This window comes from Lagierella sp. ICN-221743 (genome assembly GCF_037890055.1).
Lineage (GTDB): Bacteria > Bacillota > Clostridia > Tissierellales > Peptoniphilaceae > Mediannikoviicoccus.
This window is the reverse complement of the sequence record NZ_JBBKBD010000026.1, coordinates 1-14929: the sequence shown is the minus strand read 5'-3', so window position 1 is coordinate 14929 and position 14929 is coordinate 1. Positions and strand designations below refer to the sequence as shown.

The following is a 14929-nucleotide window of genomic DNA, read 5'->3' as shown; positions in this document are numbered from 1 at the left end:
CAAAGGAGAGCCACCGGCTCTCCTCTTTTACTTTACTCTGTTATTTTGTCGTCTTTACCAACTGTTTGTTCTTTTTTATCTTCGCTCTTGAATTCTTTATCAAGTTCTTCTTTCTTATTGTATTCATAGCTTGCCATTCTTACATAGCTTTGGTATCTTTCTTTAGCGTCTTCTTCTGCTTCTTTGAATAGAACTTCTGCCTCTTCCGGGAATGATCTTTGTAGTGAAGTGTATCTAACTTCTGATGCTATGAAGTCTTGGAATGAAGCTGTTGGTTCTTTTGAATCTAATGTAAATGGATTCTTTCCTTCGTCTTTAAGTCTTGGGTCAAATCTATATAGATGCCAGTAACCTGCTTCTACTGCTCTCTTTTGTTGTGCTTGAGAGTGGCCCATTCCGCCTTTGATACCGTGGTTGATACATGGTGAGTAAGCGATTATTAGTGATGGTCCGTCATAGCTTTCTGCTTCCCTAATGGCCTTTAGTGTTTGTGCTTGGTTTGCTCCCATAGCTATTTGTGCTACATAAACATATCCATAAGTTGTAGCCATTAGTCCAAGGTCTTTCTTTCTAATTTTCTTACCTGATGCGGCGAATTTTGCCACTGCTGCTGTCGGTGTTGATTTTGATGATTGTCCACCTGTGTTTGAATATACTTCTGTGTCCATTACAAGTACATTTACATCTCTTCCTGATGCAAGTACGTGGTCAAGTCCGCCATATCCAATATCATATGCCCAACCGTCTCCACCGAAGATCCAAACTGATTTCTTAATTAGATAATCTTTTCTTTCTTCGATTTCAGAAATAATCTTGTCTGCAGCTTCGTCGCCAGTCTTTTCGCCTAGGTGTAGAAGGATTTCTGCTGATGCTTCTTTTGACTTGTCTGAGTCGTTCATTCCTTCAATCCAAGCTTTGAATAGGTCGTTTAGTGGTGAATTAATTCCAAGTTCTATAAATTCTTCCATTAATAGACGAATTTTTTCTCTTGTCTTTTCAATTCCCATTTCCATACCGTATCCATATTCGGCATTGTCTTCAAATAGTGAGTTTGCCCAAGCTGGTCCCTTGCAGTCTTTGTTCTTGCAGAATACTGTTGCTGGTGCTGAACCTCCCCAAATTGATGAACATCCTGTTGCGTTTGCAACTAACATTCTATCTCCGAATAATTGGGTTATTAGTTTTGCGTATGGTGTTTCACCACAGCCTGCACAAGCTCCTGAGAATTCTAGTAATGGTTGTTTGAACTGACTTCCCTTAACATTTGTTTCTGGTACTAGTCCTTCTTTGTATCCCACTACGTCATGAGCATACTTCCAGTTTTCTTTTTGTTCTTTATATTGTTCTTCAAATGGTTCCATTGAAAGTGATTTTACTTTTGAAGGACATACTTCAACACAGTTTCCGCATCCTGTACAGTCCATTGTGGAAACTTGAATTCTGAATGTGTAGTCTTCAAGTCCTTTACCTATTGCCTTTTTAGTTTCAAAGTTTTCTGGTGCGTTTGCCTTTTCTTCTTCTGTTACTAAGAATGGTCTAATAACTGCATGTGGACAAACGTATGAACATTGGTTACATTGGATACAGTTTTCTATATGCCATTTTGGAACTTTAAGTGCAATACATCTCTTTTCGTATTGTGAAGTTCCTTGTGGGAATTCTCCATTTGCTCTATCTACAAATTTAGATACTGGAAGGTCGTCTCCTTCGTGAGCGTTTATTGGTTTAACAATTTCTCTGATAAATTCTGGTAAATTGCCGTCGTTTTCTTCTTCGTCCTTTAAGTCTTTCCAACTTTCTTTGACGTCTATCTTAACTAAAGCGTCAACACCTTGTTCAACTGCCTTGTAGTTCATGTTAACTACTTCTTCACCTTTTCTACCGTATGACTTAACGATTTGTGCCTTTAGTCTTTCAATTGCTTCTTCAATTGGAAGTACTTTTGAAAGGTTGAAGAATGCTGATTGCATTACCATGTTTATTCTTCCACCAAGTCCAATCTCTGCTGCTATTTTAGATGCATTGATTGTGTAGAATTCAATTTCGTTTTCTGCAATCTTTCTCTTTAATGAGTTTGGTAGATGTGATTCTAGTTCGTCTTCTGACCAAATACAGTTAAGTAGGAATGTTCCACCTTTTTTGATTCCCTTTAGTAGGTCATATTGATTAACATATGCTTGTTTTGAACATGATACGAAGTCTGGGTGTTCAACAAAGTATGTTGATCTTATTGGGCTATCTCCAAATCTCAAGTGAGATATTGTAATACCACCAGATTTCTTTGAGTCATATTCAAAGTATCCTTGTGCATACATGTCTGTTCCGTCTGCGATAATCTTGATTGCAGATTTGTTTGCTCCAACTGTACCGTCTGAGCCATATCCCCAGAACTTACAGTTGATTGTTCCTTCTGGAACTGTATTTAAGTTTCTTGTTACGTCAAGTGATCTATATGTTACGTCGTCTGTAATACCAATTGTAAATCTCTTCTTTGGTTCTTCTGAAGCAAGGTTGTCATACACTGCAAGGATTTGTCCTGGAGTTGTGTCTTTTGAGCCAAGTCCATAGATACCTGAATAGATTTTTGGTTGTCTTTCTTCGTCATAGAATGCAGATTTAACATCTAGGTAAAGAGGTTCTCCTAGGGAGCCCTTTTCCTTTGTTCTATCAAGAACTGCAATTCTCTTAACGCTTGCAGGAATCTTTTCTAGTAGATGTTTCTTTGAGAATGGTCTATATAGATGTACCTTTACAAGACCAACTTTTCTTCCTTCGCTCCTTAAGAAGTCGATGGTTTCTTCTATGGTTTCAGTTACTGAACCCATGGCGATAATAACGTCTTCTGCGTCTTCGTCACCGTAGTAGTCGAATAGGCCATAGTTTCTTCCTGTAAGCTTGTTGATTTCATTTATATAGTTTTGAGTTACTCCAACTATGTCTTCGTAATAAGTGTTTGAAGCTTCTATTGATTGGAAGTAGATATCTGGGTTTTGAGCTGTACCCATAGTCTTAGGATTTTCTGGGTTTAAAGCTCTTTCTCTAAATGCCTTTATAGCATCATAGTCTACAAGTTCTGCAAGTTCGTCATAGTCTATAACTTCAATCTTTTGAATTTCATGTGATGTTCTAAATCCGTCGAAGAAGTGTAGGAATGGAATTCTTCCTTTAATAGCTGAAAGATGTGCTACTGCCGCAAGGTCCATAACTTCTTGAACTGATCCTGATGCAAGCATTGCAAAGCCTGTTTGTCTTGTTGCCATAACGTCTTGGTGGTCACCAAAGATGCTTAGGGCATGACTTGCTAAAGCTCTGGCAGATACGTGGAATACTCCTGGTAGAAGTTCCCCTGAGATCTTATACATATTAGGAATCATAAGTAAAAGTCCTTGTGATGCTGTAAATGTTGTTCCTAATGATCCTGCTACCAACGCTCCGTGTAATGCTCCTGCTGCACCTGCTTCAGATTGTAATTCTGAAACGTGAACAGTTTGTCCAAAAATATTCTTTCTTCCAAAAGCAGCCCAGTTGTCCACATACTCTGCCATATTTGATGACGGAGTTATAGGATAAATAGCTGCAACATCTGTAAATGCATAGGCCACATGAGCGGCAGCCATATTACCGTCCATAGGTTGCATTTTCTTTTCCTTCATTTTATTTCCCCCTTTGAAATTTTGCATAACTGTTATTCATCTTCATTAGTTGAAAACAGTCTCTTACTTAGTTCAATAGCCGCATTGTATCCATAGTTTCTCTGTCTGTAATTTCTTACAGCTACTTCCACAATCATCGCTATGTCTCTTCCCGGTTTAACCGGTATAGTTACCTTTTGAACATTGACACCAAGTATGTCCATGTACTCAATATCAAGTCCAAGCCTGTCATATTCCTTGTCGTCGTCCCAAGGTTCCAAACATGCCACAAGCTCTATCTCAACGTCGGGTTTTACCGAACCTATACCATAAAGCCTTTGAATGTCTAAGATACCTATTCCACGAATTTCAAGGAAGTGACGTATATTTTTAGGAGCTTGGCCAACTAGAACCTTGTCCATTCTCCTTACTTCAACCACATCATCTGCCACAAGTCTGTGACCACGAATGATTAAATCTAGGGCAGTTTCCGACTTACCTACGGAAGATTTTCCAGTTATTAGAACCCCTATACCGAAAACTTCCATTAGACCGGCGTGCATATTGGTCTGTTCACTTAGAAAATATGCAAGCTTATCGTCAATTCTTGAAATAAGCCTTGTTGTGGGTCTTGTAGAGCGAATTATTGTCTTATCATATTTTTTTGCAAGCTCTACCACATAGTCCTCAATCTCTTGGCCCTGGGTGAAGATAAGACATGGAATGTCCCTTGACATAATCCCTTCAAGTCTATCTCTTCTTACGTCCATGTCCATTGAGTTTAAGAAGATTGACTCAGTCTTACCTATTATTTGAAGCCTTTTATTTGGAAAGTGTTCAAAGAATCCGGAAAGTTGAATCCCGGGCCTATTTACTTGTGAATTGGTTATAGTCAGTTCCTCAAAATCAGAACTTGCCATTACAACTTCAAGTTCCAGCTCTTCAATTAGCTTTTTTAATTTAATTCCCTTCATCTTTTTCTCCATTAAAATGATTGTATAAATTCTCTGCACTTCTTCTGTCTATCTTGTCCACTTCCAAAAGCTCCGTAATAGATGCCTTTTTTATTTTATCTATGGACTTGAAATGTTTCATAAGTGCTTTTTTTCTAACCTCTCCTATTCCCTTCACATCGTCTAGCTCAGACTTTACCATGTTTTTATCCCTTAACTTTCTATGGTAGTTAATGGCAAACCTATGTGTCTCTTCTTGAATATCAAATAGGAAGCGGTATATATTACTGGATACCTTTAGAGGTATCTCCTCTCCATTGTATACGATTCCCTTGGTATTGTGAAATTCGTCCTTATATAGTCCACATATGGGAATCTCTTCCATGTTTAAAAGTGACATGGCAAACTTCGCCGCATTCACATGGCCCTTGCCCCCGTCAATTATGATTAGGGAGGGCTTTCTTCCAAAGGAAACTTCTCTATTACCTAGGGCATTTTCACTTTTTAGCCTTTCAAGCCTTCTAGTTAAAACCTCTTGATGGCTGGCATAGTCGTTTGGTCCTTCAACTGTCTTTATTTTAAACTTCCTGTACTCTCCCGGGGTCTTTTGTCCATTTTCATAAACCACCATGGAGCCGACGGATTGCACTCCCGATATATTTGAAATGTCATAACATTCAATTCTTGAAAGTGGCGAGATAGAAAGTAGCTCTTCAAGCTCCTCAAGGCCTTTAGGTCTTTCCCTCTCTCTTCGTCTAATGTATGCAAGATGTTTTTCCAAAGTCTCTTTGGCATTTTTTTCAACCAGTTCAACCAGTTTTAACTTCTCGCCTCTCTTTGGCACTGTCAAAGTTACCTTTTTCCCCTTTATGCGGGTCAAGTACTCTTCCAGTGTCGATGAGTCTAGGGGCTCTTTTTGGAGAACAATCTCTTTTGGCACAAAGGCCATGTCAAAGTAAAATTGTTGGATAAAGGATGAAAACACTTCTTCGTCCTCTCCTTTAATGGAGTCGTCTAAGATAAAGTGCTCCCTGTCTATTATTTTGCCACTTCGCATAATAAACACCTGCATGGAGATAGTGTCTTTCTCTCTAGTCATGGCAATAATATCCATCTCCCTGTCCTTGGAAGTTCGAACAATTTGCTTTTCCACAATGGTTTCAAGGGAATTTATATTGTCCCTATATCTTGCAGCCAGTTCAAAGTTTAAGTTTTGCGAGGCTCTATCCATCTTCTTTTTAAGAGATGTTATAATCTTTTTTTGCTTTCCCTTTAAAAAATCTTCCACATTTGAAACATCTTCTAAATATTCTTCTTCTGTAACAGCTTTTATACAAGGTCCAGAACACTTGTGTATAAAGTAGTATAGACAAGGTCTTTCTAAATATTGATTCTTGTCAAAATTTAGGTTACACCTTCTTATTTTATACATATCCTGAAACAGTTCAATGATTTCAGTCACCCCATAGGCATTTGGAAAGGGGCCGTAGTAGTCGGCACCGTCTGGTCTTATGACCCTGTCCTTTAAAATGCGTGGGTACTTTTCCTTGGTGATTTTTATAAAGGGATATTTTTCGCCTGATTTTAATAGTATATTATACTTCGGTTTTTTGTCCTTGATAAAATTTGACTCAAGTATCAAGGACTCTACTTCATTGTCCACAATGATGTATTCAAACCGACTTATATGTTTAACCATCTCCCGAACTTTTTCAATTGTCTGTCCAGAAGGTGTAAAGTATTGTCTGACTCTGTTTCGAAGATTTTTAGCCTTACCCACATATATAATTGTATCATTGTCGTCAATCATCAGATAAACCCCTGGTGATGTGGGCAAAGTTTTCAAATTCTTCTCAATGTCAAACATTAAATCTCCTCAGTTGCCTTTCTTAAATATTCTAAGGCGCGTCCTTTTAGCATTGGACTTAATTTTTCAAGACAAACTTTATGATATTCGTTTATCCATTTTATTTCATCTTCAGTTAAAAGTGATTTATCAACTGGTCTTAAGTCTATTGGCACAATGGAAAGTGATTCAAATCCGAAGAATTTTCCAAAGGAAGTTTCTTTCTTTTCCACACATACCATGATGTTTTCAATTCTTATTCCATGGCTTCCTTCCACATAGACACCAGGTTCGTCTGAAGTGACCATTCCTGGAACCATGTTTACATCATTATTTGGTCTTGAAATACTTTGTGGCCCTTCATGAACTCCTAAAACAAATCCAACTCCATGTCCTGTTCCATGATTAAAGTCAACTCCCTCTTTCCAAAGTGGTCCCCTGGCAAATATGTCCAATGAAGATGACTTTGTACCTTCTTTAAAAACGGCAGATAAAAGTGCGATATGTGACTTAAGTGTCATTGTGTAGTGGAAGATTTCATCCTTAGTAAGTTCTCCCAGTGCAACGGTTCTAGTAATATCTGTTGTACCATCTTTATATTGTCCACCACTGTCAAGTAGGTAAAGTCCCTTTTTTTCTAAATATACAGGGTTGTCCTTGGATGGAGAGTAGTGAGGTAGTGCCGCATTTTCTCCATATGCGGAAATTGATCCAAAGCTTGGTTCAATAAATAGTTCTTGCTCTTGTCTAAAGGATAGAAGTTTGTCTGAGCAGTCTAGCTCTGTAATCTTTTCTCCCTTTTCTAATGAATCTTCAACCCAGCTAAAGAAGTTTACTAGGGCAGCTCCATCTTTAACATAGGCGTTTTTTTGGTTTTTAATTTCAACTTCATTTTTTACTGCCTTCATATCTGTTGAAATATCTCTACCAAAAATTGTATTCAAAGACTCAGGAATTGATTTGTATAGCTTTACATTAATTTTTCTATTGTTGAAGTAAAGAACTTCTTCACTTGGTATGCCCTTTACAAAATCAAATACCTCTTCGTAATTTTTAACTGTAACACCAGTCTTGTCTAAATGCTTCTTTACGTCTTCTGTAATCTTTTCTTTGTCTACAAATAAAACTACATGGTCTTCACTTATATAAAGGTAAGAAAGTATTACGGGAGTGAAAAGCACATCGCCCCCTCTGATGTTTAGTGTGTATGCAATGTCGTCAAGGGTTGTAACTAGAGTTGCAGTTGCGCCTTTTTTATTAAGTTTTTCTCTAATCTCTCTTATCTTGTCAGTTGCAGAAACTCCAACATATTTTTCCTCTAACACAAAGGCCTTTTTGGAAGACTTTTTAACTCTATCTTCCCAAATGTCTTCAACAAGAGTTTGGTTATACGAAATATTTTCTTCTGGAATGTCCTTTGCAATGTAATCTAAAAGCCAAAGGGGAAAAGTTTCTCCATTGAATCCAATCTTGTAGTCGCTGTTGAAATTTTCTTCAACAAATTGTTTCATTGTAGGAACTCCAGCTTCTCCCATTTTATATAATTTAATTCCAGAACCTTCCAGCTGTTTTGCAGCTTGTATAAAGTATCTTCCGTCAGTCCATAGTCCGGCATTGTCAAGTGTCACTATTACAGTGCCGGCAGATCCTGTGAAGCCCGAAATAAATTCCCTAGTTTTATAACTGTCTGGAACATATTCAGAACAATGAGGGTCTGATGTAGGAACTATATACATATTAAGTCCTGCTTGTTTCATTTTTTCTCTTAATTTTAATATATTATCAGCTACCATATAGCACATCCTTTCACATAGATATCTATTTTAATTATATCACATAGCCTGAATTCTACTAATAAATTCAAAGATTTTCATTGAATTATTATTTAAATAATCTAACACTAAATGCAATTCAAAATAAACATAAAAAGAGCGGCCATACAGCCGCCCTCTTTAAAAAAGGAGTCATTTGACTTGTTCTAGAATCCAGTCAATCCCTTGAAGAAGTAATATCCTAATGGAGTGTAGTATAATCCTTCGATATTTGGCTTCATCATGTGGGAATTAGTGTAGAAGTAGATTGGTGCAACAACTGCATCTTCGCCTACTAATATATCTTCAGCTTTGTGCATGTTTTCCATTCTTTCTGCTTGGTCTGAAGTAGCCTTTGCTGCCTTAACAAGTTCATCATATTTAGGGTTCTTGTATTGAGCGTCGTTGTTACCTCCACCAGTCATCCACATATCTATAAATGACATTGGATCGTTGTAATCTGCAATCCAACCACTTCTTGCGATGTTAAAGTTACCTTGTTTTCTTTCAGTTAAGAATACGTTCCAGTCTTGGTTTTGTAGAGTAACTTGAACACCAAGTTTTTCTTGCCACATATTTTGTAGCGCTTCAGCTATGGCTTTGTGGCCTTCGCTTGTGTTGTATAGGTATTCAACTTGTGGGAATCCTTGGCCATCTTTGTAGCCTGCTTCTTCCATAAGTTTCTTAGCTTCTTTTACATTCTTTTCATAGTCGTCAACTTTAATTGAGTAGTAGTCGCCACCCTTAGTTCTAAAGTCGTCGCCTTCTGCTCCGTCAACATCGTATACTCCTGAAGGAACGTAACCTGATGCTGGTTCTTCACCTTTTCCACTAACTTGTTTAACGATAAAGTCTCTGTCTATTACAAGTGAGAAAGCCTTTCTAACTCTTGCGTCGTTAAATGGTTCTTTTTCAGTGTTGAATACTACATAGTAAGTTCCTACTTGAGGAAGAACTTTAAGTTCCTTTGTGTCTAGAAGTTTTTGAACTTCTTCTTGAGGTACGGAGTTTATAAAGTCTAAGTCGCCAGATCTATATGATGCATAGATTGCGTTTTGATCATCTTGTAAGTGGAAAGCTAATTTTTCAGCCTTTACAGAATCTGCGTCGTAGTATTCAGGATTCTTTTCCATTTCGATAACTTGATTGTGTTTCCAATCTTTTAGAACGTAAGGTCCATTTGAAATTAATGTATCAGCTGAGTTTGTCCAGTTTTCAGTTCCTTCAACAGCGTCCTTTCTTACTGGCATTACTGCAGGGAAAGCACATATTTCTTCAAAGTATGGACATTTTACACTTAGATTAACAACAAAAGTCTTTTCGTCTGGTGCAGAGATATCAAGTTTCTTTTCGTCATATCCCTTAACCATATCTAACATATATTCATAGTCAGCACCTGTGTCAGGGTTTACTAATCTGTTCCATGCATATACAAAGTCTTCTGCTACAACTGGTTTACCGTCTGACCACTTAGCATCTCTTAAGTGGAAAGTCCAAGTAAGTCCATCATCAGAAACATCCCATGATTCTGCAATACCTGGTTTTAATACGGCATTTCCATTTCCATCGTCATCCCATCTTATAAGTGATTCAAAAAGATGAGATATCATAATAGCACCGTCCACAGCACTGTTAAGAGCTGGGTCAATTGATTGTGGTTCTGAAGCGATGTTTACATCAAAAACACCATCTTCTCTTCCTGCTTCTTCATTAGAAGCTGCGTTTCCATTTCCTGCTTGCCCAGTGCCTTGCTTTTGTCCACCGTTACCACAAGCACTTAGTAACATTACAAAGCCAAGCATAAGTGCAAGCAATCTTAAACTAAATCTTTTTTTCATTTCTTTCCTCCTAGTTTTTTGTTTATATGATATGACAACTTACAAAGTGTCCATCCTCAACTTCTCTAAACTCCGGTTCCACTTCACTACATATATCCTTTGCATAAGGGCATCTTTCGTGAAATCTACAGCCCTTAGGTGGATGTATTGGTGAAGGAATTTCACCAGCAAGTTTTATCCTTTGTAAACTTCTTGTAAGTTTAGGATCCGGTAGTGGTATCGCCGAAAGTAGTGACTTGGTGTATGGATGAAGAGGATTTTCATAAAGTCTCTTCGAGTCCACAAGTTCAACCATCTTTCCTAAATACATTACTGCAATTCTGTCACTAATATGTTTTACTAATGAAAGGTCATGGGCGATAAACATATATGTTAGCCCAAGCTCTTCCTGCATGTCCTGTAACATATTTACAATTTGCGCTTGGATGGAAACATCCAGTGCGGAGATTGGTTCGTCGCATACTATAAACTCAGGTTCAACCGCCAATGCTCTTGCAATTCCAATACGCTGTTGTTGTCCCCCTGAAAACTCATGGGGATATCTATTAGAGTGTTCCTGGTTAAGTCCAACACGTCTAAGCAATTCGTTAATTCTATCTCTTCTGTTTTCTTTGTAAAGTCCATGTATATCCAGCGCCTCCCCTACAATTTCCGCTACGGTCATTCTAGGGTCAAGGGATGCAGAAGGGTCTTGGAATATTATTTGCATCTTCCTTCTATATGGATACATTTCAGCCTTTATATTCTTTTCACTATCAAAAATAACTTCGCCATCATAGGTTATACGTCCAGAAGTCGGTTCATGAAGTCTCAATATAGTTCGTCCCAAAGTGGTCTTGCCACATCCTGACTCTCCTACAACTCCCAGTGTCTCTCCCTTCTTTATATAGAAGGAGACATTTTCCACCGCATGTACCGTTGCTGTCTTATTAAATGTTTCCTTGACGGTGAAATGTTTTACAATATTGTCGCAAACAAGTAATTTATTGTCTTCCATTTGCTACCTCCTTTAAATGTAGGAAACACTTTGACCTATGTCCATCTCCCATTTCAACCATTGGTGGCTCTTTTCTCAAGCAAATATTCATACAGTGTTCACATCTTGTAGAGAAACCACATCCAGTTGGCGGGTTCAACATATCAACAGGAGTTCCTTCAATACTTTCAAGTCTTACTCCCTCGTTGTCGTCAATTCTTGGCATGGATTTTAAAAGGCCCTTTGTGTAAGGATGTTGAGGATTGTAGAATATATCATCAACACTTCCTTGTTCAACAATCTTTCCAGCGTACATTACAGATACACTGTCGCAAATTTGAGCAACAACTGCCAAGTTGTGAGTTATAAAGATTACAGACATCTTAGTCTTTTGTTGAATTTCCTTTATAAGCTCTAGTATTTGTGCCTGGATTGTAACATCCAGTGCAGTTGTAGGTTCATCTGCTATTAGAATGTCCGGCTCACATATAAGCCCCATCCCAATCATGACCCTCTGTCTCATACCACCAGATAGTTCGTGGGGATATTGTTTCATTCTCTTTTCAGGATTTGCAATACCTACAAGTTCAAGCATCTTAACCGCCTTCTTATAAGCTTCATCCTTACTTACCTTCTTATGGACCAATACAGCTTCCATAAGTTGATTACCTATTGTATAAACAGGATTTAAACAAGTCATAGGGTTTTGGAAAATCATGGAGCACTTACCTCCTCTGAATTTTCTCATTTCCTTTTTGTCAAAATCCAAAACATTTTTTCCATCATATAATATCTTTCCAGATTTTACCTTGCCAGGAGATTGTAAAAGACCCATTATCCCATAGGATTCTACCGATTTACCAGAACCAGACTCTCCTACAATTCCCATTATTTCATTCTCATGTAGTGTATAGCTTATGCCATCCACCGCTTTAACTTCACCTACAGGTGTGTAGAAGGAAATAGCAAGGTCTTCGACTTTTAAAACTTCTTTTACTTTGTTTTCCATAATCACACCTACTTTTTAAGTCTTGGGTCTAAGGCATCCCTTAGTCCATCAGAAAATAAATTCAACGCCAGTATCATCAAGCTAAGTATTACTGAAGGTATTATTAACCTATATGCATAGGAGTAAATCCCTCCCAGGGCATCTGCCGCCATAGCTCCTAGAGATGTCATCGGTGCAGAAACACCAATCCCTAAGAATGATAGGAATGATTCCAAGAATATGGCTGACGGTATTTGCATAGCCGTCATAACAATAACTTGACCGATACAGTTGGGGAATAAATGCCTTTTAATAATTCTCTTTCTAGATCCACCAAGAGCTTCTACCGCAGTAACAAATTCTTGTTTTTTAAGCATAAGCACTTGTCCTCTTATAATTCTTGCCATCCCTACCCAGTATAGTAGACCAAAGGCAATAAATATTGATATAAGAGCCGGTCCCAGTGTTGCAACTTTTTTTGCAATGGCTGAGTTAGAACTATTTACATATGACTTCATCGGTTGAGATATCCCTATGGATAATAAAATTACCACTAGAACATCTGGAATTGAATATATTAAATCCAAAATTCTCATCATAACCGCATCAACTTTTCCACCACAGTAACCAGATATTGATCCATATATTGTTCCAATAACAAGTACTATAAGTGATGCAAATAGACCTACAATAAGAGAAACTCTAGTTCCGTACATTGTACGAACCATTATGTCACGACCTAATTTATCAGTACCAAATGGATACCTTGCGCAGGGAAATAAATTTTCGTCCCCTCTAAACTGAGTGGTGTAGTCTCCCTTTACAAAATAAGGTCCGATGAATGCAAATATAAATATAATTACTATGAATCCCAAAGATACCATAGCTATTTTGTTTTCCTTTAAGCGCCTTAAAGCATCTTGAAAATATGATGTTGAAGGAGCCTTAGTCATGAAGCTTTCTTTAGCTTCCGAAGATGCAAGTTCAAAGTCATCTTCAGTAAATTCATATTCCTCTAATTTAAGCTTAGAGTTTAAACTTAGAAAGTTTTCCATATTAATCCCCCTTCGACAAATCAATTCTAGGGTCTATAAATCTATATAGAATGTCAACCACCATATTCATAAAGATTACAAGTGATGCAAAGAATAGTGTAGTTGCCATAATAATAGGATAATCCCTATTTAATACTGAGTTTATAAAATATCTTCCAAGTCCTTGTACTGAAAATACTGACTCAACAACCATTGAACCAGTTATGATTCCAGCAGTAAGTGGTCCTAAATATGTAAGAACCGGAATAAAACCATTTTTAAGAGCGTGTTTAAAAAGAATTTTTCCTTCACTAACCCCTTTTGCCCTTGCAGTCCTTATATAGTCTTGACCCATTGCATCAAGCATGGAAGATCTTGATAACCTTGCTATATAACACATTGAATAAAATCCAAGGGAGAAACATGGCATCAAATATGATTTAAAACCATTTAGTCCCATGGTAGGAAGAGCCTTTAACTTAACCCCAAAGAATAAAAGTAAAAGAGTTGCAACTACGAAGCCAGGAGCAGAAATACCAATCGTAGTAAGTATTCTTAAAAACGAATCCAGTTTCTTTCCCCTATGGTAAGCTGCTAAACTTCCCAAAGAAACCCCAACTATAGTAGCCCATGTAAGAGCAATAAGCCCAAGCTTTGCACTAGTTGGGAACATCTCCTTTAAAATGTCCATTACAGGTCTGTCCTTTTGCATCTTCAAAGATACGCCGAACTCTCCCCTTAATGCATTTGTAATAAATTTTTTTAACTGAACAAGATACGGTTGATCAAGTCCATATTTTTTGTTCAAAGCTTCCAGTACCTCCGGTGACTGTGCCTTTTCACTAGCGAAAGGCGAGCCGGGTACAAGCTTCATTAAGAAGAATGTAATACAAGTTACCAAAAACAAAACGGCAATAGCTTGTAAAATTCTCTTGAAAATATACTTTACCATAATGACCTCCTTATTTCATACAATTATACACTTTATTGATGTAAATTGCAAGCATTTTAAAACAGTAAAGTTTTGCAGTGCTGAATATTGAAATACTAGTATTTATAACGTTTTCATAGGCGCTTTTCGGTAAAAGTTTTAGAAAAATTTTAAAAGTTTTTTACAAAATTTTCTGTAATTTTTTGAAATTTATTGAATTTTTTGTAAATTTTTGCGATATTAACACATGTTTAATGGTGTAGTTTACTTAAAAAGATGAGTTTTTGGAAGAATAACAAGCATGAGATTTAGTTGAAGAGCAATAAAATATTAGATGTTAGAAGTTGGAAGTTGAAAAAAAAGTTATAAAAAGAATACATAACATATTATGAGGCTTTAACGAACACTTTTTAGAAAAAAGTGTTCGAGGTCGCCTTCTGACACTTTCCTGTCGGAAAGTAAAACGAGATTGACATTTGACCTACAACGAAGACTTAGCCTTCTGTTAGGTCAAGAATACTTCAGCTACAAATTTGCTTCGCAAATTTTTCGTTCAGGATGACAGTGCGAGGGAGGTTAACACTTCGGAGGGAGAAGATGTCCAAAATATATTATGTGCCATTAGGCACAGCAAGGAAAGCCTTAGCTTTCCTACTACTTTTTAAAAGGGGTCTTGGGGATATCCCCAAGTCGTTGGGAGGTAAAGGGGGTTCCCAAGGGGGAAATGGCCCGATAGAAAGCAGTTCCTTTTTCCCCCTTGGTGGAATAAAACGATGCAATATACTAGTAATAAACGAGGTAGTAGGGTTGTAACCTACAAAATAATTCAGGATACTTTAGCGTGAACTTTCTAATAGAAAGTTCACGAGATCCTTCGACTCGCTACGTTCGCTCAGAATGACAATACGTGGTGTAAACCT

At 37.4% G+C, this 14929-nt stretch carries 9 protein-coding genes; all 9 read right to left on the bottom strand.

Annotated features, from left to right (window positions below; genetic code table 11):
* Nucleotides 1-32 precede the first annotated feature (32 nt).
* On the bottom strand, nucleotides 33-3653 hold the full coding sequence (gene nifJ, locus WKS98_RS09145; RefSeq protein ID WP_498918733.1) for a pyruvate:ferredoxin (flavodoxin) oxidoreductase: 3621 nt from the start codon (nucleotides 3651-3653) through the stop codon (nucleotides 33-35).
* Between the two features lie 32 nt (nucleotides 3654-3685).
* A complete protein-coding gene (gene hprK, locus WKS98_RS09140) occupies nucleotides 3686-4618 on the bottom strand; it encodes an HPr(Ser) kinase/phosphatase (protein ID WP_498918731.1) in 933 nt (310 codons plus the stop codon).
* Nucleotides 4593-6452: an excinuclease ABC subunit UvrC gene (gene uvrC, locus WKS98_RS09135; protein ID WP_498918730.1), complete on the bottom strand. Its 1860-nt coding sequence runs from the start codon at nucleotides 6450-6452 to the stop codon at nucleotides 4593-4595. The genes hprK and uvrC overlap by 26 nt, the downstream gene beginning before the upstream one ends.
* Nucleotides 6452-8224 carry an aminopeptidase P family protein gene (locus WKS98_RS09130; protein ID WP_498918728.1) on the bottom strand — a complete coding sequence of 591 codons (1773 nt, stop codon included), beginning with the start codon at nucleotides 8222-8224 and terminating at the stop codon, nucleotides 6452-6454. Before WKS98_RS09130 ends, uvrC begins: the two co-directional genes overlap by 1 nt.
* A gap of 185 nt (nucleotides 8225-8409) precedes the next feature.
* Nucleotides 8410-10080: a peptide ABC transporter substrate-binding protein gene (locus tag WKS98_RS09125; protein WP_498918726.1), complete on the bottom strand. Its 1671-nt coding sequence runs from the start codon at nucleotides 10078-10080 to the stop codon at nucleotides 8410-8412.
* Between the two features lie 22 nt (nucleotides 10081-10102).
* Nucleotides 10103-11077 carry an ABC transporter ATP-binding protein gene (locus tag WKS98_RS09120; RefSeq protein WP_498918724.1) on the bottom strand — a complete coding sequence of 325 codons (975 nt, stop codon included), beginning with the start codon at nucleotides 11075-11077 and terminating at the stop codon, nucleotides 10103-10105.
* Nucleotides 11064-12065, bottom strand: coding sequence for an ABC transporter ATP-binding protein (locus WKS98_RS09115; RefSeq protein ID WP_498918722.1), 1002 nt, complete (start codon nucleotides 12063-12065; stop codon nucleotides 11064-11066). Before WKS98_RS09115 ends, WKS98_RS09120 begins: the two co-directional genes overlap by 14 nt.
* Nucleotides 12066-12073: 8 nt before the next feature.
* Nucleotides 12074-13099 carry an ABC transporter permease gene (locus WKS98_RS09110; protein ID WP_498918720.1) on the bottom strand — a complete coding sequence of 342 codons (1026 nt, stop codon included), beginning with the start codon at nucleotides 13097-13099 and terminating at the stop codon, nucleotides 12074-12076.
* 1 nt (nucleotide 13100) lies between these two features.
* Nucleotides 13101-14030 carry an ABC transporter permease gene (locus WKS98_RS09105; protein WP_498918718.1) on the bottom strand — a complete coding sequence of 310 codons (930 nt, stop codon included), beginning with the start codon at nucleotides 14028-14030 and terminating at the stop codon, nucleotides 13101-13103.
* Nucleotides 14031-14929: the final 899 nt, after the last annotated feature.

What these genes read in the sequence shown, in the direction of transcription:
- WKS98_RS09110 (WP_498918720.1), bottom strand. Translation starts at nt 13,099, where the DNA reads ATGGAAAACTTTCTAAGTTTAAACTCTAAGCTTAAATTAGAGGAATAT.
- WKS98_RS09115 (WP_498918722.1), bottom strand. Translation starts at nt 12,065, where the DNA reads ATGGAAAACAAAGTAAAAGAAGTTTTAAAAGTCGAAGACCTTGCTATT.
- WKS98_RS09130 (WP_498918728.1), bottom strand. Translation starts at nt 8,224, where the DNA reads ATGGTAGCTGATAATATATTAAAATTAAGAGAAAAAATGAAACAAGCA.
- nifJ (WP_498918733.1), bottom strand. Translation starts at nt 3,653, where the DNA reads ATGAAGGAAAAGAAAATGCAACCTATGGACGGTAATATGGCTGCCGCT.
- uvrC (WP_498918730.1), bottom strand. Translation starts at nt 6,452, where the DNA reads ATGTTTGACATTGAGAAGAATTTGAAAACTTTGCCCACATCACCAGGG.
- hprK (WP_498918731.1), bottom strand. Translation starts at nt 4,618, where the DNA reads ATGGAGAAAAAGATGAAGGGAATTAAATTAAAAAAGCTAATTGAAGAG.
- WKS98_RS09105 (WP_498918718.1), bottom strand. Translation starts at nt 14,030, where the DNA reads ATGGTAAAGTATATTTTCAAGAGAATTTTACAAGCTATTGCCGTTTTG.
- WKS98_RS09120 (WP_498918724.1), bottom strand. Translation starts at nt 11,077, where the DNA reads ATGGAAGACAATAAATTACTTGTTTGCGACAATATTGTAAAACATTTC.
- WKS98_RS09125 (WP_498918726.1), bottom strand. Translation starts at nt 10,080, where the DNA reads ATGAAAAAAAGATTTAGTTTAAGATTGCTTGCACTTATGCTTGGCTTT.